We start from the raw sequence: 22,874 nt of genomic DNA, 5'->3' as shown, positions 1-22,874 counted from the left end.
ATCTCGCCCCATCATTCTGTTAGAAAAAGTTGCACTTCGTTGTTGAATCCGCGGGTTAAATCTTTCCTCAGCAATGCAAAAAATAAACTGAACAAAATTTCCTTAAGAGATACGAAAATTCGGTTTTTGTATCTTTTTAATTTCCCCCTCTTATTTTATTGACTGATTCGTGCACCTTGTTTTGCTTTGGTTTGTTCGTCATTTAGGAGACTTAGATCGAGGATCTCTTTAGCTGCATCCGGCGGGAAGCCTTCCCGCGGCACAGCACGCGTGTGTAACATCAGATCAATGAAATATTGATCAATTGCCGGCAAACCCCATAACTCCATGATTTTGGTAAAAACATGTGGAAATTTCTGTTCCAGAGCATGCGGATATTTATCTTCAGCACCATCCAATAGCTGCAAAAGTTTTATATTCATATTGGGATTCCTAAATAACAATCAGCGGCGTATTTTGATCTAATTAACTAGAAAACACAATTCAGGGCACCTCTAAAAACCATAGTTTTCAAACTTTCCGGCCTGAACTTTATGACCGCGAGCAAACCCGGTTCAGATGCTTCGATGGATTGCATATTGTTGCGCAGTTCCACTCCATTTTGTATCTAGAATCGCTCATTTTTTAAGCAATTCGGACTGTTGTGAACGTCTATAGGCCTCAATTCCAGCCCGCTTAAGTTAAACCAGACGCTTAAAGTTGTAGCTGGCCGCTATCATGGTCATGACAAAATTCGCCTGTGCCGAAAGGGGAAGGTTGCGCGCACCCTTGAGCTGTTTCTTGTCGTCCCGGGTGAAGTGCTGCTTCGGAGCCGGAGCCAGAGTAGCGTCGATGATCTGACCACCGCGGGCGATGTAGCCTTGCTTGAGCAGTTGTTGCTCCATACCATCGATAAAGCCTGGGCACCCACTTCGCTAATTCGGTTTTCAAAAGTCCAGACGGTGGTTCGATCCGGAATGCTCGCTGAATCAGTCAGACCGCAGAAGCGCTGGTAGCTCAGCCGGTCAAGCAGTTGATACTCCATCTGTTCATCCGAGAGGTTGTTGCACCGCTTCAGAAACAGAATGCGCACCATCGTCTCGGTGGGGAACGGTGGACGATCACCTTGCTCGCTCTTCTCAATATTACAAAGCTATGTCTCGTTAGATGTTGATTTCCATCATTAGATAACCGATTTTTTGTGCTGACTGATACGAGCCGTACCAATGAAAATCAATGATTCTGACGGATAACGGGAATCACTTTACCAGCATGAATGAACGCCTACAGGCAGGCTTGTGTTGATGTCAGTTGTACCGAGATGGGCCTAGAGTATCGTCCGTCTGCCACCTCATCATCCTCAAGCCAATGGCATGGTGGAGCGCTTCAACGGGTGCATCAGCAGCGTGGTGATGCACCCCTGCTTTTGACTCATCTGACTCCCATTCAGTCATTGAAAAAATGGTACACAAACCCCTCAGATTTATTTGTTGAGTGCGTTAATAAACAGTTGAGCTTTAACAGCTAAAATCAGCCCCTTTCTTCAATTCGACTTCAATTTGTTCGCTTTAGGCTCATTCTTCGTTGAAATAATGCGTTCAACCAATCGCTACTACATTGGGCAAGACTCGCGTTTGAGTTGATTGGGCGCTTAGGTTACAATGTGCGCCCTGCTTATTCTGCATAGGCTTAAATATCAGGAAATTCACACACTCGTTCATGTTGGGGTGCCTGTAAAGGTCGATCTGGCGAGTGGAAGACTTAACCCTTAACACATGGAGTAATTATGGCTGTAATCATGCGTCAAATGCTGGAGGCGGGCGTCCATTTTGGACATCAAACTCGTTATTGGAATCCGAAAATGGCTCCTTTTATTTTCGGCCATCGTAACAAAATTCATATTATCAATCTGGAAAAAACCGTTGTTATGTATAACGACGCGTTGAAGTTTGTACGCAAAATTGCTGCTAATAAGGGCACGATATTGTTTGTTGCGACTAAACGTCAAGCGCGCGAAATCCTCAAAGAAGAGGCACTTCGTTGTGGCAGTCCTTTTGTTGATCACCGCTGGCTGGGCGGTATGCTCACTAATTTTAAGACTGTACAGCAATCCGTAAAGCGTCTGCATGAGCTGGAAGCTTTGATGCTGGATAGCGTAGCTATGGAAAAAATTTCCAAAAAGGAAGGTCTTATGATGCAACGCGAGCTGGAAAAATTGGATCGCAGCCTCGGTGGCATCAAGAACATGCAGAGTCTGCCTACCGCGATTTTTGTGATCGATGTTGGTTACCAAAAGGGTACCATCGTGGAAGCACAGAAATTGAATATTCCAGTGATAGGCGTAGTGGATACCAACCATTCTCCATTAGGTGTGGATTATGTCATTCCGGGTAACGATGATTCCAGTCAGGCTATACGCTTGTATGCGCGTGGAATGGCCGATGCAGTGCTGGAAGGTCGCGAACAGGCGCTTAACGAAGTCGTGGCGCAGGTCGAAGAGCAGGCGGTATAAGCTTCTTTTCGATTGGATAAAAGGGGCGAGAGCCCCTTTTTTTAGGTTGTTTTTTCAAGGAGTTTGGGATGGCGGAAATTACCGCAGGTATGGTTAAGGATCTGCGTGAGGCAACTGGTCTCGGCATGATGGATTGCAAAAAGGCGCTAGTTGAAACCAATGGCGATCTCAAGGCAGCTGAAGAGCTATTGCGCATTAAAAGTGGTGCCAAGGCAAGTAAGGCGGCTTCGCGTATAGCGGCTGAGGGCTTGGTGAGTGCTTTTATCAGTACTGATGGTAAGGTTGGTGCGCTGGTGGAAGTGAACTGTGAAACGGATTTCATGGCAAAGAATGATGATTTCATGGCATTTGCGAGTAATGTGGCGCAAGCCATTGCACAAAATAACCCAAGTGATATTGTGGCTCTGTCTTCCGCTGTATTGGGGGGTGGTGACAGTGTGGAAGATGCACGCAAGGCGCTGATCATGAAGGTGGGTGAGAATGTCAGTGTGCGTCGTTTCGTGCGTTATAGTACAGCGGGCAAGTTGGTGACTTATTTGCACGGCAGTAAGATAGGTGTGCTTTTAGATATCAGCGGTGGTGATGACGCATTGGGTAAAGATTTGGCGATGCACATCGCTGCGAGCAAGCCGATTTGTGTTTCTAAAGAGCAAGTGTCTCAGGAGTTGCTTGATACAGAACGGAAGGTTTATACCGCACAAGCTGCAGAAAGCGGAAAGCCGGCTAACATTGTGGAAAAAATGGTGGATGGACGTATTGCCAAGTACTTGGCTGAAGTTACTCTGTTGGGCCAACCATTTGTGAAAGATCCTGACATTTTGGTAGAAAAGTTATTGTCTACCCATGGCGTTAAGGTCAATGCGTTCCAGATGTTCGTGGTGGGTGAGGGTATAGAAAAGGCGGTAGTAGATTACGCTGCCGAAGTTGCTGCAGCCGCGAAGGTATAATAGATGTCAGTTGCTCCAGCATATAAGCGCATTCTGCTCAAGCTTTCCGGGGAAGCCTTGATGGGCGATGATAGCTACGGCATTAACCGTGCTGTGATTGAGCGTATCGTGAGTGAAATTGGCGAGGTAGTTAGGCTGGGAGTGCAAGTGGCGGTGGTGGTCGGCGGCGGAAATATTTTTCGCGGAGTTGCTCCGGCCGCTGCCGGAATGGATCGTGCCAACGCCGATTATATGGGAATGTTGGCCACCGTAATGAATGCAATGGCCTTGCAGGATGCTATGAAACGTTTCGGTTTGGATTGCCGGGTGCAGTCAGCTCTCAACCTGGAGCAAGTGGCTGAGCCATTTATACGAGGCAAGGCATTGCGCTACCTGGAAGATGGCAAAGTTGTGATCTTTGCTGCTGGTACGGGTAATCCATTTTTCACCACTGATACCGCCGCTGCCTTGCGTGGCGTTGAAATGGATGCAGATGTTGTCATTAAGGCAACCAAGGTGGAGGGGGTGTATACCGCCGACCCGAAACTGGATTCCGCCGCTACTCGTTATCAGAAATTGAGTTTTGATGAAGCGATTAACAAAAATCTTAAGGTGATGGATGCCACTGCATTGACCCTGTGCCGTGATCAGAGCTTGCCAATCATTGTATTCAGTATCTTCAAGCATGGCGCGCTTAAGCGCGTAGTGATGGGCCAGGATGAAGGGACGCTGGTGCACTGTAACTGATGGAGAGTAAATGTAATGATTTCTGATATCAAAAAAAATTCTGAACAGAAGATGAATAAGACGCTGGAAACGCTTAAAGTGGATTTCGGCAAAATTCGTACTGGTAGGGCACACACGGGTATTCTGGATCATGTGACTGTGGATTATTATGGTAGTCCCACGTTGATTAGCCAGATTGCTAATGTGACTTTGATTGATTCGCGCACCATTGGGGTACAGCCATGGGAAAAAAATATGATAGTGCCGGTGGAAAAGGCGATACGCGATGCTGATCTGGGGCTGAATCCAGCAACCAATGGGGATTTAATCCGGGTGCCCATGCCGATGCTGACCGAAGAACGTCGCCGTGACTTGATTAAGGTTGTGCGTAGTGAGTCGGAGAGCGCTAAGGTGGCTATACGCAACATACGTCGCGATGCCAATGAGCACCTTAAGAAATTGCTTAAGGATAAAGAAATTGGCGAGGATGATGAGCGCCGTGGGCAAGATGAGATACAGAAACTTACTGACCATTTCGTAGTAGACGTAGACAAGTTGCTGCAAAAAAAAGAAATTGACCTGATGGCGGTTTAACTGCACACCATATGGGGTGGTATATCATGAGAAAGCGAGTGCATTGCTCGCTTGAGCGACCCAAATGGTCGTTGTCCTCGCGAGATTGCTTCAGGGGTTCATGATGGCGTTATTTCAAAGTTCCACTCGCACCGATCCGGCAACACCTCAAGTGCCACGTCATATTGCCATCATTATGGATGGTAATGGTCGCTGGGCTAAGCAGCGCTTTCTGCCACGTGTTGCTGGACATCAACGCGGCGTGGCAACGGTACGCGAGATCGTGAAAGTCTGCCGCGAACTGGGGGTCGAATACCTGACCCTGTTTGCCTTTAGTAGCGAGAACTGGCGTCGCCCAGCAGACGAAGTTTCCTTTCTGATGCAGTTATTCTTGAAGATGCTTGACCGTGAAGTATCCAAGTTGCATGAAAATAATATTAGGCTAAAAATAATCGGTGATCGTAGCCGTTTCGATGCCAATCTTAATCAATGCATTTTGGACGCGGAACAATTGACTGCAGGCAATGCTAGCTTGACGCTTACCGTTGCCGCCGACTACGGTGGACGCTGGGATATTATGCAAGCCATGCAGTCGATGCTGCAAGCGCGACCTGATCTGGCTGGCGGTTTTAAAGATAAAGACCTGGAAGTGTATCTTTCCATGCATTATGCGCCTGAGCCGGATTTATTTATCCGTACTGGCGGCGAACAACGCATCAGCAATTTCCTGCTCTGGCAATTGGCTTATACCGAGTTATATTTCACCGATACGCTGTGGCCAGCCTTTGATGGCGAAGCATTGAAATTGGCTATTCAGTCTTACTACGCGCGAGAGCGTCGCTTCGGCCGAACCAGTGACCAAGTACAGAGCGAGCGAATGCAGGATGGAAAAACCAATGCTTAAGCAGCGAGTGATCACGGCCGTTATTCTGCTGTCACTGTTCCTGTTAGCACTTTTTTTATTGCCCACTTTGGGGTGGGCTGCGCTGGTAATGATCCTTGTGATGCAAGGATCATTGGAATGGGCGCACTTATCCAAACTGTCCAAAAAGTCGGTTCATGCTTATTTATGGCTGACTTTGGCTGTGATGTTGGGCATCGTTTTTCTTGATACGCAATACCCTGGACAGCTTGAGTCATTGCATATGCTGATATACGGTATGTCGGCGTTGTTATGGCTAATTTTGGTGCCACTTTGGCTGATCGCTCATTGGCAAGTGCGCCAACCGCTGTTAATGATGCCAATTGGTTGGATGCTATTGATTCCGACTGGCGTGGCGATGATGGACTTGCGTATGCAAAATCCTTGGTGGTTATTGGGAGTGATGGGGCTAGTATGGATGGCAGATATAGCGGCTTATTTCAGTGGACGTAAATTTGGCAAGCACAAGCTTGCGCCCAATATTAGTCCCGGTAAAACTTGGGAAGGCGTGTTCGGCGCGTTGCTCGGCGTTACTGTGTATGTGCTGCTGATTGTTTGTACAAATGACCTTTTCACTAACTATGCAGCACTGTCTGGCATGCTTTTAGCATCTTGGGGATGGGTGGGACTGGCGGTGATCGGAGATTTGTTTGAGTCGGCCATTAAGCGTCAAGCTGGGGTCAAAGACAGCGGCGCATTGCTTCCCGGTCATGGTGGCCTGCTGGATCGCATTGATGCTCTGACATCTACTTTGCCATTGGCTGCACTAGGGATTCTACTTCAAAGGGTGGCATGAAAAGTATAAGCCATCTCACCATACTTGGTTCTACGGGTAGCATAGGGACAAGCACATTGGATGTGGTGGCGCGCCACCCTGGGCGCTACCGTATCACTGCACTCACCGCGCAGTGTCAAGACAACACTCTATTTGAGCAATGTATTCGTTTTGCACCACGCTATGCTGTATTGATGGATGAAGGGGCAGCTATGCGTCTGGAGCAGCGCATCGCTGGAGCTGGCATGGATGTTGAGGTTTTATGTGGAGCATCAGCGCTGGAGCGGGTTGCGTCATTACCGGAAGTGGATACGGTAATGGCCGCTATTGTCGGTGCAGCAGGGTTACGGCCGACGTTAGCTGCTGCACGCGCTGGCAAGAAAATTTTGCTGGCGAACAAGGAAGCACTGGTAATGGCAGGGCGAGTGTTTATGGATGTGATACAAAAGCATGGCGCTACGTTGTTGCCCATTGACAGTGAACATAACGCCATCTTTCAGGCTTTGCCTCATGACTATTCTCGTCATCGCACGGATAGTTTAGCTGCCAGTGGGGTAAGTAAAATTTTGCTCACTGCATCTGGTGGACCTTTTCTTAATGCCACTTTATCTGAATTACAACATGTCACGCCAGAACAAGCGTGCGCGCACCCTAATTGGATAATGGGACGCAAGATTTCGGTAGATTCCGCCACCATGATAAACAAGGGGCTGGAAGTCATTGAGGCACACTGGTTGTTTAACGCGCCAGCCGATGCGATTCAGGTCGTGGTGCATCCGCAAAGCATTATTCATTCGCTTGTGCAGTATGTAGACGGCTCGGTGCTGGCACAGTTGGGTAACCCGGACATGCGCATCCCGATTGCTTATGCGTTGGCTTACCCGGAACGGATTGAAGCGGGTGCAGAGCCGCTGGATCTGCTTAAGGTAGCGACACTTGATTTTGTCGCGCCGGATTTTGCACGTTTCCCAGGTTTGGCACTGGCCTATCAAGCTTTACGAGCCGGCGGTACAGCACCTGCCATGCTAAATGCGGCCAATGAAGTAGCCGTGGCCGCATTCCTAAATAAACAACTTCCTTTTCTTGCCATTCCACGACTGATAGAAAATGTGCTAGCTGATGTGCGGATAACTACGGTTAACACGCTGGAGGATGTGTTAGAGGCGGATGAAGCTGCGCGTGTAGTGGCAAATGATTTAATTAAAAATACGATTTGCTAATCATGATTACTCTACTGGCTTTCATAGTTGCTATAGCAATATTAGTAGTGATCCACGAGCTGGGTCACTACTCGGTAGCACGATGGTGCGGTGTGAAAGTGTTGCGTTTTTCAGTCGGTTTCGGCAAGGAAATTTACAGTAAACGCTTCAAAAATAGCGAGACAGATTGGGTGATCTCCGCTATTCCCTTAGGCGGTTACGTGAAGATGCTGGATGAGCGTGAAGGTAAAGTGGCAGCGCATGAGCTACATTCTGCATTCAATCGTCAGCCCGTTTTACAGCGCATAGCAATCGTGGTGGCGGGGCCGGTGGCCAACCTACTGCTGGCTATTTTACTGTTCTGGGCGTTATTCATCTATGGTGTGCCGAGCCTTAAGCCTGTGCTGGGCGAAATATTACCAAATACCGCTGCAGAAGCCGCATCCATGCAAGCGCAGGAAACTATCGTCAGCATTAATGGGCAAGTCATTCCGAGCTGGGAGCAAATGAGCTGGGTATTATTGGATCTCGCTCTGCAAGGTGCTACCGAAGCACGGATAGAAGCGCTTACTACGCAAGGAGATATAGTCCAGCATGTGCTCAGTCTGAAAGCGCTCACATCTGATGATATGGATGAAAATTTTTTGCGCGTTCTCGGTTTGCAACCTTATCAGCCGCTGGTGCGTCCTATCATCGGAAAGTTGGAAGAGGGCGGGATTGCTCAGCGTGCTGGGCTACTCCAGGACGATAAAATCCTGAGTGTGGATGGGCAGAGTATCAAATCCTGGAAAGGCTTGGTGGAGGTAGTGCGCAGTCATCCGGGACAGTTAATGCGGCTGGAGATTGAACGAAGTGGCATGCTACGAATCCTTGATCTAACACCTGAGGCAACCAACGAAGGGAATATTACGGTAGGCAAAATTGGAGCTGCACCGCACATAGATCAGCGTGAGTTCGACGCTTTGTTGACTAATGTGCAATATGCGCCGTTTGCAGCATTCGGCAATGCCTTACGCAAAACTTGGGAAATTAGCAAGGTGAGTTTGAAGGCGCTGGGCAAAATGGTGACAGGCGATATGTCGTTGAAAAACTTGAGCGGGCCAATTACCATTGCCGATTATGCTGGACAGTCTGCACAGATGGGTATGATCTCGTACCTAAATTTTCTGGCGCTTATCAGTATTAGTCTCGGAGTATTGAATTTACTGCCCATACCCTTATTAGATGGGGGTCATTTGCTGTATTATATAGTCGAGTTAATCAAAGGTAGTCCGATGCCCGAGAAGATTTGGGAGGTCGGGCAAAAAATTGGTATTGCGCTACTCGTTACGTTGATGGCACTTGCGTTGTTTAACGATTTTAGCCGTCTGTTTTAGGTTGAAACAATACATGAAATTAAAAATTCTAGCGGGGCTTATCCCGCTGTTGTATGCCGCGTCCGCCATAGCTATCGAACCCTTCGTGGTAAAGGATATTCGTGTAGAAGGCATACAGCGTACTGAGGCAGGGACTGTATTCAGCTATTTGCCGGTTAAGGTTGGTGACAAGCTGGATGATGAGCATGCTGCTGCGGCAATCCGTGCACTGTTTGCCACTGGCTTTTTTAAAGACGTGCGCCTTGAAATGCAACAGGGAGTCTTAATTGTAATGGTGCGCGAACGTCCGTCTATCGCCAGCATTGAAATTAATGGTGTAAAGGACATTCCGAAAGACACGCTTCGCGACAATCTTAAATTGGTGGGGCTGGCAGATGGTCGTATTTTCGACAAATCTGCAATGGACAAAGCGGAGCAAGAGCTCAAGCGTCAGTATGTTGCGCGCGGCAAATACGGAGTGAACGTCAACACCACTGTCACCGAGTTAGAACGCAACCGAGTCGCTATCGTCTTTAATGTGGTAGAGGGTGAGACTTCTAAAATAAAGCAAATTAGCATTATCGGTAACCAAGCTTTCAGCGAAAAGGAATTGAAGGGTTTGATGCAGCTTGATACTCCAAATTGGCTAAGCTGGTTTACCAAAAATGATCAATATTCTAAGCAAAAACTGTCTGCCGATTTGGAAATTTTGCGTTCACGTTACCTTGACGCAGGCTATCTGGAGTTTTCCATAGATTCTACCCAAGTTTCTATCACACCGGACAAGGAACACATTTACATTACCATTAATATTAGTGAAGGAGCCAAGTACACAGTTTCCGATATTAAGGTATCTGGGCCTGAGAATATCTTGTCTCATGCAGAGACACGAAAATTGATTAAAGCACAAACGGGTGATGTGTTTTCTCGCAAGGTACTGACCGAGTCCACCACGAAAATAGGCGACCGCCTTGGTGAGGATGGTTATGCCTTTGCCAATGTCAATGCGGTACCGGATGTAGATAAAGAAAAGCATCAAGTGGGATTTACCTTTGTGGTTGACCCTGGTTCGCGAGCCTATGTACGACACATCGACATTACAGGTAACACTAAAACCCGAGACGAAGTGATCCGACGCGAATTTCGTCAGATGGAGGGTGCGTGGTATTCCGCATCTAAAATTAAGACCTCCAAACAAAAAGTTGATCGCTTGGATTTCTTTAGTGAAGTAAATATTGAGACTATTCCAGTGCAAGGTAAAAATGACCAGATAGATGTGAGTTTGGCTGTTAAGGAAAAATCCACTGGGAATTTCTCGATCGGTGCCGGAATATCCAGTAACGTTGGGCTAGTGTTTACTGCTTCTGTCACACAGCGAAATTTGTTCGGTACCGGCAACAACCTGTCTACACAGATCAATACCGGTAAGGTTAATAAAGTGTATTCAGTGTCTTATACCAATCCCTATTACACTGATAATGGGGTAAGCCGAGGTTTTGATGTATATAAACGCAACGTGAATACCGCCTCCACGGCGATCAGCTCATTCAGCTCTTCAACCATTGGTGGAGGAGTGCGTTTTGGTATACCAATAAGCGACTTCGAGAGTACAAATTATGGCTTGTCGGCGGAACAGACTACTCTGACACTGACCGACACCAGCTCGTTACAACTAAAAGAGTTCGTCAATATATTTGGAGCCACCACGAGTAACGTGTTGGGCTCTGTAGGCTGGAACCGAGATAATCGCGACAGCGCTATTTACACTACGGAGGGGACGGTGCAGCGTGCGTTCTTGGAAGTCGCTATGCCGATCAACAGCCAGCAGTTTTACAAGCTTACATATCAGCATCAGTGGTTCTATCCGATCAGTAAAAATCTCACCTTCTTTCTGAATGGTGAAATGGGCGGTGCGCAGGGCTATGGTGGTAAGCCAGTGCCATTCTTCAAGAACTTCTATGCCGGCGGGCCAGGCTCGGTGCGTGGTTATAGTCCGTTTTCAATCGGGCCACGGGACGTTAACAATCAAGCCCTGGGGAGTACCAGACGTATAATCGGAAATGCTGAAGTGTTATTCCCTATGCCTGGAATGAGCAAGGACAGATCAGTGCGCTTGAGTGCTTTTGTGGACGCGGGCTCAGTGTTTGGTCAAGGTTTGTCAGCATCTGACAGCTTACGTTATTCTACTGGTGTCGCTGTTACTTGGGTCTCACCAGTTGGTCCACTTAAAGTTAGTATGGGTGTGCCGCTAAACAAGCAGTCTGGTGACAGGGTGCAACAATTTCAGTTTACCTTGGGTTCGTTATTTTAAATTAGGTCGGGAGGAAAAAATGAAAATTTTGATTATGAAGTTTATGCAGCTATTGCTAATGGTCAGTTGTACTCAAGCATTGGCGGCGGATTTTCGGGTTGGCATAGTAAATACCGAACGCATTTTGCGTGAATCGTCTTCTGCTGTGCAGGCCGAGAAAAAAATTGAGAAGGAGTTTTCTGGACGCAACCAGGAAATGAAGAAGATCGTCAAGCAGGTAAAAGATATCCAAATCCTCATGGAAAAGGAAGGTCTGACTCTGTCAGATGCTAAAAAACGCGACAAGGAACGTGAACTGGCCAATCTGAACATGAACCTGCAACGCATGCAGCGTGGTTTCAGCGAAGATTTGAATCTGCGCAAAAATGAGGAAATGTCAATTGTTCTAGAACAAGCTAATAAGGCCATTCAAGCGCTTGCAGAAAAAGAAAAGTATGACTTGATATTACAGGAGGCAGTGTATCGCAACCCAAAAATTGATATTACCGAAAAAGTATTGAAATATATGGACAATGATAAATAAAGCGCCAGGTTCAGTTCAAATTGTATGAAGCGGACAGACTATAGTCTTAAAGAAATCACAGCACGTTTCGGTGGTCAGTTGCTGGGTAATGCCGAGATAACTGTCAATCAAATAGCTACACTGGAAAATGCGCAAGTCGGGCATCTTACTTTTTTGGCGAGCGTAAAATATCGCTCGTTGCTTGCCGTTACGCGTGCCAGTGCAATAATTGTAAGCACGGCAGACGCTGAGACAACACCACTCCCCCGCATCGTATGCGACAACCCTTATGTTTATTTTGCCAAGGTTTCTGCATTTCTGAATCCTCCAACTTTCGTTGTTCCCGGAATACACCCCAGTGCCGTGATTGAGGAAGGTGCTCAAATTGATCCAGCCGCATATATTGGTCCACATGTAGTGATTGGTGCAGATACCAGGATAGGAGCTGGCTGTGTGATTATGGCAGGTTGCTGTATTGGTGCCGGGGTAACTATAGGCATAGACGCACGCTTATACCCACATGTCGTGGTCTATCACAATTGCATTTTGGGAGACAGACTGATAGTGCATACCGGCGCAGTGATCGGCGCGGATGGTTTCGGCATAGCGATGGATGAAGGCCGCTGGCTGAAAATTCCGCAGATCGGCCGTGTGGTCATTGGCAATGATGTGGAAATCGGCGCGAATACCACTATAGATCGTGGTGCGCTGGATGACACCGTGATTGAGGAAGGCGTCAAGTTAGATAATCTGATTCAGATTGCGCATAATGTACGCATTGGTGCACATACTGCTATTGCTGGATGTGTGGGCATTGCAGGTAGCGCGATTATTGGGCGCCATTGTCGAATCGGTGGCGGAACCGGTATTTTAGGACATACACAAATATCGGATCATGTGGAGATATCTTCTTATACGATGATCGGAAAGTCTATTCGGGAGCCCGGAACCTATACTGGTATTTTTCCATTCAGTACGCACGAAGTGTGGCGAAAAAATGCTGCCCAGCTGCGTCATCTGGATGAATTGGCAAATAAAATAAAAATGCTGCAACAAGAGATTGAGACTATAAGGAAAGAAGGTTGATGAGCACTGATACCCAAATGGACATCTATGAGGTTCTGGAATATTTGCCGCACCGTTATCCATTTCTACTAATCGACCGTGTGCTGTCATACGATCCCGGCAAGAATATAGTGGCACTGAAAAATGTCAGTATCAATGAACCTTTCTTTGGCGGTCATTTTCCGCATCATCCGGTCATGCCCGGTGTACTGATCATTGAAGCCATGGCGCAGGCTGCGGCCATCCTGACATTTAAAACTTTGGGTACCAAGCCAGACGATAAATCAGTATATTATTTTGTTGGCATTGATGGCGCGCGTTTCAAGAAACCGGTGAGCGCGGGTGACCAACTCACCTTAAAGGTAGCTATTCTTCGTAATTCGCGCGGCCTATGGAAATTTTCTGCAACTGCTGAAGTAGACGGACAAGTTGTGACAGAAGCTGAATTGATGTGTACCGTTAGGGCATTATAGTGCGTCACCCGACGGCTATCATCCACCCCAATGCTAAATTGGCAGCTAACGTTGAGGTGGGTGCATATTCAATCATCGGTGAGCACGTTGAGATCGGCGAAAACACACATATCGGCCCACATGTAGTGATCAGCGGGCACACCAGTATCGGCCAGCATAACCGCATATTCCAGTTTTGTTCACTGGGTGAAATCCCGCAAGACAAGAAATATGCAGGTGAGCCGACGCGACTGGAAATTGGTGATAACAACACTATTCGTGAATTTTGCACCTTCAATTTAGGCACCTCACAAGATACTGGCGTGACGCGTGTTGGAAACCACAACTGGATTATGGCCTATGTACATTTGGCACACGACTGCCAAGTAGGTAGTCACACTGTTTTTGCCAACAACGCGCAACTGGCCGGGCATGTAAAGGTTGCTGATTATGCCATTCTCGGAGGATTTACCGTGGTGCACCAGTTCTGTCAAATTGGCACGCATGCGATAACTGGAATGGGGACTATATTGCTGCAAGATATTCCGCCTTATGTAACTGCTGCGGGCAATCCTGCCGCACCCTACGGTATCAATTCTGAAGGATTGAGACGGCATGGTTTTTCAAATAATGCGGTGCTGGCGATTAAGCGTGCCTACAAGACCTTGTACAAAGCCGGGCTGACGCTAGAGCAGGCTAAATTCGCCATAGATGAACAGGCTGTAACCTACCCAGAATTAAATGCACTGGTTGATTTTATCGGTGGTTCGCAACGCGGCGTTATTCGCTAATTTGCGGTCATGATAAAACCAGTAAAAGTGATCGGCATAATCGCCGGTGAAGCTTCTGGTGATCTACTGGGCAGCCATCTGATGGAAGCGCTCAAACGGGCAATGCCTGACGTGCGATTTATCGGAATCGGTGGTCATAAGATGCAGGCAGTGGGTATGCAAGTATTATTCCCGATGGAAAAACTCGCAGTGCGCGGTTATGTCGAAGTATTAAGACATTATTGTGAAATTGTCGGCATACGCCGCAAGCTGCAGGCGCATTTCTGTACTAATCCACCAGATTTATTCATTGGTGTTGATGCGCCAGATTTCAATCTTGATCTAGAACTTAAGCTCAAGGAACGCGGTATTCCCGTCATACATTACGTTAGCCCATCTATTTGGGCGTGGCGCGGCGAACGTATCCACAAAATTAAACGTGCGGTATCGCATATCCTGGCCCTATTCCCATTCGAAGCGCCACTGTATAAAAAAGCCGGCATCCCTGTAACCTATGTAGGACATCCGCTGGCTGACATGCTGCCAGCAGTGCCCAATCGAGCCGCCATGCGCGTACAAATGCGTTTGTCCATGCAAAACAAAGTGTTCGCCTTCCTGCCTGGTAGCCGACAAAGTGAAGTACGTTTTCTGGCTGCAACCTTTATCGAAACCGCAAGACTTATTTTACAGAAGCTACCTGAGGCAATATTTCTGGTACCGCTGGCCAGCAGTGAAACGCGCCGTATCTTTAAGGAGGCTTTGTGGCAATGCGATGGACATGATTTGCCTATTACGATCTTATTTGGCCATGCGCACGATGCGATTATAGCGGCAGATATTGTACTCGTTGCATCGGGTACCGCTACGTTGGAAACTGCGCTGTTAAAGCGCCCCATGGTGATTACTTACAAGATGCCAGCCTTATCATGGTGGCTAATGCAGCGTAAAAAATACCAACCCTATGTCGGTCTGCCCAACATACTTGCCGGGAAATTCGTAGTGCCGGAATTGTTGCAGAAAGATGCGACGCCAGAAAACCTTAGACAAGCATTGCTGAACTTGCTGTTCGACGATCAGGCAGTGGCTGAACTGGAAGCAATCTTCACCGATATGCATTCCACGCTTAGGCAAGGCAATGCTCACAAGGCGGCGCAGGCTATCCTGCCGTATTTAAGCGGTCAAAATTGTGCCATCAAGTGAACAATACCCTGCTTATTTGTTGTGTGGATGAGGCCGGGCGAGGCCCGTTAGCCGGGCCAGTTTATGCCGCTGCAGTAATATTGGACAACTGCCGACCAATCGAAGGGCTGAACGATTCCAAGAAGCTCAGTGAAAAGCGGCGCAATTATCTGGCATTGGAAATAAAGCAACATGCTTTGGCGTGGGCGATTGCAGAAGCTTCAGTCCAAGAGATCGATTCCATCAACATTTTGCGTGCCAGTCTATTGGCTATGCGCCGTGCAATTGAAATGCTGCAGATCCGACCGCATGAGGTGTTGGTCGACGGCCTGTATTGCCCGGATACGGGACTGCCGAGCCGTGCCATTGTGCGAGGAGATAGCACGGTTGCATCCATTTCGGCAGCCTCGATATTGGCTAAAACCGCGCGTGACTCAGCCATGCTGCTGTTGCATGATACCTATCCACAATATGGTTTTGCGGCGCACAAGGGCTACCCGACTAAGGCACATCTGCTGGCATTGAGCAAGCATGGCGTTACCCCCGAACACAGAAAAACCTTCCGCCCTGTACGAGATGCATTGCAACAGCAGAAGGGATGAAGCGAATCTGTTCAAGCTGATGCTGCACGCCCGTAGCAGTGATTTTGTCACCTTGATGTTGCGCCCTAAGCAAGGCAAGGCAAAAGTAAAAAATTTGAACGCGGCATAGAGTTGATATGTCAGCGATAATTTTTTCGAGTAACGCCGTACTGTGACGAAACGGGGTAAGCAGGCAAGCCGCAAAGCGGCGGCTTTCCAAATTGGATTTTTAGAGATGCCCTATTGGTAATACAAGCGATTATTAACTTGGATTTCCCGCATTGATTCACTGCCTCGTAATTTAGCCTCCCGCTCTGCTTCTAATTTCTGCAGCATCTCCTTGATCGACCTGACTTAATCCATCGCTTCCAGCGATGTTTCTATCTGGCCACGTTTTAAGAGATGTCAGGCCAAAAATATCCGGTCAGAAAATCCTCACAGGGTTGCTGAATTGAGAGTCCCGACATCTTAATCCCGTTGTGAAATCCGGTCAGAAAATACATTTTAACCTTGTGCGCCATTCCGGCTTTTGCAGTCTTAATCCCGTTGTGAAATCCGGTCAGAAGATACCGTGCGTAGCTGGTCTGTTGTGGAATACACAAACGTCTTAATCCCGTTGTGAAATCCGGTCAGAAAATTCTCAAATGAGACGCGTAACATTTACAGACGGTCGGTCTTAATCCCGTTGTGAAATCCGGTCAGAAAATACTAAAAATGCATGACGTAGAAATGGTAATTATTGAGTCTTAATCCCGTTGTGAAATCCGGTCAGAAAATACCTTTTGAAAATGGTTTTATTGGGCTGATTATGACTGTCTTAATCCCGTTGTGAAATCCGGTCAGAAAATACCGATAAAGAACTTTCACCATGGACCAAAAAGTAAGGTCTTAATCCCGTTGTGAAATCCGGTCAGAAAATACTTTAATCTGGATGGATGTGTAGTATTGACAAGTCTTAATCCCGTTGTGAAATCCGGTCAGAAAATACGGTTTTCACCACAGCCAGCGTACTGTACTCAAACGTCTTAATCCCGTTGTGAAATCCGGTCAGAAAATACAACGGATGGGATTGCAAAATACAATCTTGTCTAGTCTTAATCCCGTTGTGAAATCCGGTCAGAAAATACCATTTTTCACGGTGGATCACAATTGTTGAACGAGTCTTAATCCCGTTGTGAAATCCGGTCAGAAAATACACTCTGTCACTTCTATGCCCCGTCCCGCCTTGTGTTGCAGTCCATTTAGCGGCGCACACTACAGCAAGCGCACCTCTGAACTTCAGCAACATGGATATTATAGCGAATTCTTCAAATAAATCATCATGCTGCGCAAATTTTATTACCATAAACGCAACCCTTTGTTTTGCTTGCTTTCCGTATGTTAAAGAACAATAAGCCACTTCATCGCCGCTAACATAGCCAATAGGCAATATCCTGAGTTTCGCTTCCGTTCCCCAGCACTTGCAATTTGCCGCGATCCTTGCCGCAAAGCGCATAGTAGCGCACCTTATCTTGTTCGGCATCAATCAGAGACGCTATATCGCGGATGATCTGGCGTTGCTGACGCGCCGTTATATAGCATTCGAATAGACTTTCCTGCACGCGTTTCCCCCAGCCTTGCAACAGCCGCGCCACTTTGTTACGGCGGCGATCATCAGCGATGTCATAGCAAATCATGATTAGCATGGTATAGGGGCATTTTAAAATAGGTAGTAATCAACATCTTCTGCACGGCGACCTTTTCCCTGGCTTTTGATAGCACCTTCGCACCAGTGACACAATGTATACAGACGGATATGGTCATGAACCGTATCCATTTCAGCGTGCAACTCACGTTTGAGCTGGCGCAGCCTGGAATGGCTGATCCAGCCTTCAAAGACGCTTTCTTGCACGCGCACTGCATAATTCTTCAACACACGGTCTATGCGCGCCCGGCGGCGGTTGTCGGCGATGTCGTAGGCGATGATCCAGAATGCCTGCATGGTTGTTTAGCGCATTACGCACGGCCGATAGGTTTCGTAGGGTGGGCACGCTTCTGTGCCCACGCGGTAAGAGGTATTTCTCTTGGGTACACACCGACACCCATGGGGAAGCAAGAACCTCTACGAGGCAGAGTGGTACTCACCCTGTTGTTTCAGTTACGGCCTTAGCTGGAATAGCGACATCGGAAAATGAAATGAATTGCGGAAAAATATTTGATGGACAGCTGACATTAATAGTACGCAGTTCCCTTCGGTCGATCGTGCGAAAAATAAACAGAATCTATCTGGGATCGAAATAATCTGTCCAGGTTTGGAAAGCGCACCTTTCCGGTTGTATTTCAGACTTGGATTCCAATGATCGTTTCAGGCGGACGATAGTAAACCTCGACATGCTTATTCATATCGACGGCAGCTATCGTTAATGGCGGTAAAACAGCTTGCCTTCAGGCAAGCGCTGAATACCATCTGGTCAACCGACAGGCCGAAAATTCTTCCGTCAGGTCTAAGGTCAGAGGCATGGGATTATTTTTCATCAGTAAGCGGAACATACATCTCCCCGACACCAGAGTCTTTACTCTGCAAATCGCGTCGATATTCCATGAAAACGATATTCTCCATCACATGAAGTAGATTCGCTCCCAGCAAAGGCAATACATGAAATGGGAGAGTGGTGAATAGGTAAACGGTACGCACACCATGTTCTCTTTTTATTCGCAACAACAATGCAACGATGTCTGCAACATAATTCATGACCTGTTCATTGGTGGAGAATAGATCATGTTGCACCCAATAGCTATTCGACGGATATGTGGAGGCGTTAGCCTGCAAATAATCAACGATTGGTTGCACATAATTTGCGCTCACTAACAGGAGAGATATAGCTTCCAGCTTATGCCCAGAGGGGGCGGAAATAACCTCAGGGTGATTGGCCTCACAACTGGCATTGCCCCCCTCTAGTGGTGCGTGCCGATCCTGATCCTTATTGTTGAAAATATCGCCCCGGTGGTTATAACAGTAAAGATGGGCAGCAGTGCTCCTGTTGAAATATCGGCCCAGGAAGAACGCAAATCCCAATTGGGCATTGCCAAGAATCCTGATTTTTTTGGGATCGTGCCACCTCATGCTCCCGATTGAGCGACCAAGGGCGCACTCCATGTCACGCCACATCTTCTTCCACGCATCGCCATATAGCACTTCATCCTGTCGACGTTCTTCAATGTCAGGACGAAAAACCAGAGCGGGAGCATCCAACTTTGTCACGTTTGCAGGAATGTCTAGAAGTTCACCACAGCGCCTGCCGTTGCCGCGTTGGTCCACGTAAAGAATGATGTCGTTCTGGGTCGCAATCGTCAACTCAGCATAAATACCCCTCGCAATCTCATCCGCAATTTCACAGACTTGGGTTGCGGTATCCGTTTCTGGTTTTAGGCGAATTCCAAGCTGTGTGACCCTGTCTCCATCCGCGTGCAGCCAGCGGCTTTTCAATAGAGGATGGGATTTGACCAGCTTAAGCGGTTCGCTAAGGTAGACGGGAATAATCCTGTCAGATTTTTCCACGTTAGCGAGAGCGATGGCAAGTTCATCTTTAATCCATTCCGATTTTACGGCCTGTTCAGATAAAAAGATGCAAATCGTGGCCTGCCGTTGAATCGCCTCTTTGAGCGCGTTACAAAGATCGAGGCCGGGGGTCAGATCATTTTCATCCAGCCAGGCAATAATTCCACGACGCCCCAATTCATTTGCTACAGCTTTAACGAGGGATTTATCGGAAAAGCTATGAGACAGAAAGGTGGAGGCGTATATCATGATTATTCTCGATCGCTAAAAAGTTTTATGTTACGGTTATTCTTGTATTGATCTGGTGAAGCTTTTCTCAAGTGAGCCGGATTTATTTTGAAAAATTAATTTTTGCAGCCTTCGCACTATTTCCGACTGGGTTATTCCAATCAATCCCAAGCTCTTTCCATTTTTCTTGGACTAGCGGTAATGATTCTTTTTTTATCTCAGCGCTGGCCAACAAATATTTTTCAGAAAGTGCTTTTTTCCATAATGTCTCTTCCGGTTGTCCTTTAAAATCTTTGTCATTTCTAAGCTCGTCCATGATCTTGTCAAGCCATTTTTGAGCCGTGTTTGTCGGGTTGACCATACGCCCGTAGCCCACAGCCGTCTTGGCACCCGCACCCAGCCATTCGAGCGCGCTTGCCAGTGCTGCCATTACGTTGGTTAATTCCCCATTCGTTTTCCCGTCGCGCGGCGCAACGGCGAACATTAACTTTGGCTTGTCGGCCACCAGAAAAGGGACGGGAACAGGATTATGCCAATCGGCGGGTGTGCCCTCCGAGTTAATGACATATTGCGTTGTTTACGCATTGTCGTAAAGCACATTCAGATTGAGTTTCTTAAGTTGATCCTTGTCAATCCCAGTGACAACCCTAGGTAACCAACCGGAGATGGCACTTGCTACAGCGTATTTTTCCTCCACATTCCAATCCCCGCTTCCCAGTGCATCTTTGGCGAGTGACCGTGCGGCTGTATGAAATGCAGCGTTAAGATTTTCTTTTTTTCCAAGCAGTTGCTCAGTTCGTTGTTTTGCGAGGTTGATAAATTGCTCCACACGCTGCATATTTTTTGACAGAGTAGCAAGTCGTGCCTTGTACTCTTCTTCTTCCTGTATTTTGCGTGCAGCTTCAGCAGCAACCAGCCTGGTTTTGTCTTCTTCTTCGCGATGCCTGGCTTCCTCTAACATGCGTGCATGTTTCAGTACAGCCTGCTGTTTAGAAATTTTTTCGGCAAACTCGCGAATGGTGGAAAGATGGGGTTCGCAAGTTGTTTTGAGCTGCATCCATTCTTCCGCTGGTGCAGCCAGCGGAAGAATTTCCACCAGTAACCAACCGAAGGGCAAAAGGTTTTGCAATTGATCTTTTTCGTCAGCGGCAAGCCAAAAGGTTTTGGCTGTTGCTTCACGTTCAGCTGGCTGTCCTTTCCCCTTCATGATATTAATGCTTCGTACACCGCGTAAGGTTACAGATTCTGCGCCAGAGTGCCGCCCCACTCTCAGCAAGAATACTTCGCCATTTTGCATTTTTGATTTTGCCGCCGTCAGGAATTGCTGTATGGAATTTCTCCATGTTTCATTCAAATAACCACGCACTTGCATAAGCTGGTTTTCAGCCTCCATGATGGGGATGTAGAAGTCGTTGCACGCCTTGGCAACACAAGTCATATCAAGGCGTAATTCTTTGACTGGCAATTTTAGGTTAGCACCGTGAAGGTTGCTGAAACTGTCAACCAACTGAAAATTCAATTGTGCAGAAAATGCCCGATAACGCCAGCCCGCTACACATTCGAGAATTTGATAAAGTCCTTCGGATTCAGCCTGCGATTTGCGCTCCTTGCCCTGTTCATTCAGTACCACCGATTTTTTGCGGTTGACTGCCAAATGAACTTGGGTGGCTGGCAAACCATCGTCACCTTGCCAAGCAGCATCAGAGAGTTGTACAAGGCGCATTGGATCTAGTTCAAATTTCCCCGCCCGATATTGAAATAGTCGTTGTTGCAGCTCTTCGTTATTTTCCTTACGCTTCTTGGCTGTCAAATCGAGAAGTGGTTTAGCGTCATTGATACTATCCAGCAGCGCGGTGCGTATTGCTCCCTTCATGGACGAACCAAACAGTACTGGCTGTCGAGTAATGGAATTAAAACTGGTGCGATCGATTTCCAATCGGTTAACCACGTTCCTACCGTCAGCTTCTTGGTTGGCCGTCTGTCCAACACGCTTGTCATAGAGGTTAGCAACACCGCGCAGCACAGGGGTGCATTGAATAGCATGCTCCATAAAAAGTGTGCGCCGTTCATAGAAAAATCGCTGCACAGCCTTAATCATTTCGGCATTGGGTTTACCGTTGGAAATGTCAAACAATTTTGCCCTGTCGACCTCTGATAACACTTTCATCACTGTACTGGTATCGAACTCATGCAACAAGTCATCCTGAATGACGTAATTGGTTGGCTCGTAACTTTCACCAGTGCCAATGTGGGTAGGTGACAGTGGTGTGATAAGCAAGCGGTAGCTGTCTAAGATTTTCATGCACAAACCTTTCTGTCCGGCAAATAAATCCCCACTACAGGTGCATATCCCTGATGTACGGTGGCTTCAATAGTTCTAGATAGCTTGCCGCTGCCGCCTAATCCCTGCCCGATATAGCCAAGCTTTGATACATCCAGCTGCGGTGTGAGTACCGCACCGCTGACAGTCAACAGTAAAGGTGTTTTGAATGGATTTTTACCATGCACTGCGACATCGCCATGTCTACCAAATCGAGTAAAGGTTTGGTAGAAGCAGCGTGCACTGTTCCAGCATAAATCTTGTGGTGCGGAGGGGGCAAGGGTCATCCATGAGTTGGTGTTTATTTGACTGGGCAGTTCAAATATCGTCCAATCTTGCACTGCATATTTACCCAGCCCGATGCTGGCATCGCGACCAAAACCGATGTTGCCTATGTCTTCGAACAGTTGGCGCAACTCGTCGGCAGTGATGCGCGTCTCATCAAAAATAAGATAAATATCCAGTACAATCAAATCGTTGTAATCTTTCTCGCCGAACCACGACTGGCTCATGACATAAGGCACAAACTGTCCCGTACCTGTAGTACCAGTGATACGATCGAGAGTATTGTGTGGTTGTGGATGTTCATCGGGTGTACTGCCAAATAATTCTGCTGCAGGTTGACAGAAGTTGAGCCATTGCGCCACGGGCTGATGAAATTTACTGATCGGTAGCCAGGTTAACCTTTTGACCGCTTTGCGATCTTCACCTTGAATTTCGTCAAACCAACTACTAGGCAATGCCGGGCGTGGCAAGAATCCAGATGGGAATGCATCGGAAACCACCACAAATGGATTGCTGATTGTGTTCGTATAACCGTCAAGCAATTCGTCCAGCCTTTGCTCGCCATAACGGTTACGAATCGCCCAACACAATTGGCCAAACAGCGTGTCACCCAACAATAGTGTTCCAAATGCTGACAAGGGTGTAATACTGGCGCGATAAGTGCGCATGGTCACTC

At 47.4% G+C, this 22,874-nt stretch carries 22 protein-coding genes, 1 pseudogene and 1 CRISPR repeat array; of the genes and pseudogenes, 15 read left to right on the top strand and 8 right to left on the bottom strand.

The genetic code is table 11. The annotated features are described in order from the left end of the window. Window positions 1-155: 155 nt before the first annotated feature. Together MJ769_RS01555 and MJ769_RS01550 are read right to left on the bottom strand one after the other, a co-directional pair. A complete protein-coding gene (locus MJ769_RS01555; protein WP_239234087.1) occupies window positions 156-422 on the bottom strand; it encodes a hypothetical protein in 267 nt (88 codons plus the stop codon). A 357-nt stretch (window positions 423-779) separates the two neighbouring features. After that, window positions 780-1,114: pseudogene (locus MJ769_RS01550) on the bottom strand (transposase); the annotation flags it as partial. Window positions 1,115-1,765: 651 nt separating this feature from the next. Between MJ769_RS01550 and rpsB the strand changes: the two are divergent. The 15 genes from rpsB (at window position 1,766) to rnhB (ending at window position 15,848) form a co-directional block, all read left to right on the top strand. Beyond that, window positions 1,766-2,491: a 30S ribosomal protein S2 gene (gene rpsB / locus MJ769_RS01540; protein ID WP_239234086.1), complete on the top strand. Its 726-nt coding sequence runs from the start codon at window positions 1,766-1,768 to the stop codon at window positions 2,489-2,491. 68 nt (window positions 2,492-2,559) lie between these two features. Next, window positions 2,560-3,438 carry a translation elongation factor Ts gene (tsf, locus tag MJ769_RS01535; RefSeq protein WP_239234085.1) on the top strand — a complete coding sequence of 293 codons (879 nt, stop codon included), beginning with the start codon at window positions 2,560-2,562 and terminating at the stop codon, window positions 3,436-3,438. A gap of 3 nt (window positions 3,439-3,441) precedes the next feature. After that, complete coding sequence (pyrH, locus tag MJ769_RS01530) at window positions 3,442-4,164, top strand: UMP kinase (protein WP_239234084.1); 723 nt, start codon at window positions 3,442-3,444, stop codon at window positions 4,162-4,164. A gap of 15 nt (window positions 4,165-4,179) precedes the next feature. After that, entirely contained in the window at window positions 4,180-4,737 is a 558-nt protein-coding gene (gene frr / locus MJ769_RS01525; protein WP_239234083.1) for a ribosome recycling factor, read from the top strand. A 103-nt stretch (window positions 4,738-4,840) separates the two neighbouring features. After that, on the top strand, window positions 4,841-5,620 hold the full coding sequence (gene uppS, locus MJ769_RS01520; protein WP_239234091.1) for a polyprenyl diphosphate synthase: 780 nt from the start codon (window positions 4,841-4,843) through the stop codon (window positions 5,618-5,620). After that, window positions 5,613-6,434 carry a phosphatidate cytidylyltransferase gene (locus tag MJ769_RS01515; RefSeq protein WP_239234082.1) on the top strand — a complete coding sequence of 274 codons (822 nt, stop codon included), beginning with the start codon at window positions 5,613-5,615 and terminating at the stop codon, window positions 6,432-6,434. The genes uppS and MJ769_RS01515 overlap by 8 nt, the downstream gene beginning before the upstream one ends. Next, the gene (ispC, locus tag MJ769_RS01510) at window positions 6,431-7,633 is read left to right on the top strand and encodes a 1-deoxy-D-xylulose-5-phosphate reductoisomerase (protein ID WP_239234081.1); all 1,203 of its coding nucleotides are present in this window, start codon (window positions 6,431-6,433) and stop codon (window positions 7,631-7,633) included. Before MJ769_RS01515 ends, ispC begins: the two co-directional genes overlap by 4 nt. A gap of 2 nt (window positions 7,634-7,635) precedes the next feature. Further along, window positions 7,636-8,988 (top strand): RIP metalloprotease RseP, encoded by a 1,353-nt coding sequence (rseP, locus tag MJ769_RS01505; RefSeq protein ID WP_239234080.1) that lies wholly within the window; start codon window positions 7,636-7,638, stop codon window positions 8,986-8,988. Window positions 8,989-9,001: 13 nt separating this feature from the next. Next, window positions 9,002-11,278, top strand: coding sequence for an outer membrane protein assembly factor BamA (gene bamA / locus MJ769_RS01500; RefSeq protein ID WP_239234079.1), 2,277 nt, complete (start codon window positions 9,002-9,004; stop codon window positions 11,276-11,278). 19 nt (window positions 11,279-11,297) lie between these two features. After that, window positions 11,298-11,801: an OmpH family outer membrane protein gene (locus MJ769_RS01495; protein ID WP_239234078.1), complete on the top strand. Its 504-nt coding sequence runs from the start codon at window positions 11,298-11,300 to the stop codon at window positions 11,799-11,801. A 24-nt stretch (window positions 11,802-11,825) separates the two neighbouring features. After that, window positions 11,826-12,866, top strand: a complete 1,041-nt coding sequence (lpxD, locus tag MJ769_RS01490) for a UDP-3-O-(3-hydroxymyristoyl)glucosamine N-acyltransferase (protein ID WP_239234077.1) — start codon at window positions 11,826-11,828, stop codon at window positions 12,864-12,866. Beyond that, window positions 12,866-13,318: a 3-hydroxyacyl-ACP dehydratase FabZ gene (fabZ, locus tag MJ769_RS01485; RefSeq protein ID WP_239234076.1), complete on the top strand. Its 453-nt coding sequence runs from the start codon at window positions 12,866-12,868 to the stop codon at window positions 13,316-13,318. Before lpxD ends, fabZ begins: the two co-directional genes overlap by 1 nt. Continuing rightward, window positions 13,312-14,088 carry an acyl-ACP--UDP-N-acetylglucosamine O-acyltransferase gene (gene lpxA, locus MJ769_RS01480; RefSeq protein ID WP_239234090.1) on the top strand — a complete coding sequence of 259 codons (777 nt, stop codon included), beginning with the start codon at window positions 13,312-13,314 and terminating at the stop codon, window positions 14,086-14,088. The genes fabZ and lpxA overlap by 7 nt, the downstream gene beginning before the upstream one ends. Window positions 14,089-14,097: 9 nt before the next feature. Further along, a complete protein-coding gene (gene lpxB, locus MJ769_RS01475; protein ID WP_239234075.1) occupies window positions 14,098-15,267 on the top strand; it encodes a lipid-A-disaccharide synthase in 1,170 nt (389 codons plus the stop codon). Continuing rightward, window positions 15,264-15,848, top strand: a complete 585-nt coding sequence (gene rnhB, locus MJ769_RS01470; RefSeq protein WP_239234074.1) for a ribonuclease HII — start codon at window positions 15,264-15,266, stop codon at window positions 15,846-15,848. Before lpxB ends, rnhB begins: the two co-directional genes overlap by 4 nt. A gap of 444 nt (window positions 15,849-16,292) precedes the next feature. Further along, window positions 16,293-17,023: direct repeats of the CRISPR family, unit length 36 nt; unit sequence GTCTTAATCCCGTTGTGAAATCCGGTCAGAAAATAC. Window positions 17,024-17,236: 213 nt separating this feature from the next. On the opposite strand, the gene cas2 (MJ769_RS01465) is transcribed toward rnhB, so the two are convergent. The 6 genes from cas2 (MJ769_RS01465) to csm4 all read right to left on the bottom strand — a co-directional run bounded on the left by cas2 (MJ769_RS01465) (window position 17,237) and on the right by csm4 (window position 22,866). Further along, on the bottom strand, window positions 17,237-17,512 hold the full coding sequence (cas2, locus tag MJ769_RS01465; RefSeq protein ID WP_239234073.1) for a CRISPR-associated endonuclease Cas2: 276 nt from the start codon (window positions 17,510-17,512) through the stop codon (window positions 17,237-17,239). A gap of 14 nt (window positions 17,513-17,526) precedes the next feature. Further along, on the bottom strand, window positions 17,527-17,808 hold the full coding sequence (gene cas2 / locus MJ769_RS01460; RefSeq protein ID WP_239234072.1) for a CRISPR-associated endonuclease Cas2: 282 nt from the start codon (window positions 17,806-17,808) through the stop codon (window positions 17,527-17,529). A 522-nt stretch (window positions 17,809-18,330) separates the two neighbouring features. Further along, entirely contained in the window at window positions 18,331-19,614 is a 1,284-nt protein-coding gene (locus MJ769_RS01455; protein ID WP_239234071.1) for a TIR domain-containing protein, read from the bottom strand. Between the two features lie 82 nt (window positions 19,615-19,696). Continuing rightward, entirely contained in the window at window positions 19,697-20,023 is a 327-nt protein-coding gene (locus tag MJ769_RS01450) for a hypothetical protein (RefSeq protein ID WP_239234070.1), read from the bottom strand. A gap of 147 nt (window positions 20,024-20,170) precedes the next feature. After that, window positions 20,171-21,895: an RAMP superfamily CRISPR-associated protein gene (locus MJ769_RS01445; protein WP_239234069.1), complete on the bottom strand. Its 1,725-nt coding sequence runs from the start codon at window positions 21,893-21,895 to the stop codon at window positions 20,171-20,173. Continuing rightward, a complete protein-coding gene (csm4, locus tag MJ769_RS01440; RefSeq protein ID WP_239234068.1) occupies window positions 21,892-22,866 on the bottom strand; it encodes a type III-A CRISPR-associated RAMP protein Csm4 in 975 nt (324 codons plus the stop codon). The genes MJ769_RS01445 and csm4 overlap by 4 nt, the downstream gene beginning before the upstream one ends. Window positions 22,867-22,874 lie beyond the last annotated feature (8 nt).

It is taken from the genome of Candidatus Nitrotoga sp. BS, assembly GCF_927797785.1.
Taxonomy (GTDB): Bacteria; Pseudomonadota; Gammaproteobacteria; order Burkholderiales; family Gallionellaceae; genus Nitrotoga.
This window is presented reverse-complemented; position numbering and strand designations above follow the sequence as displayed.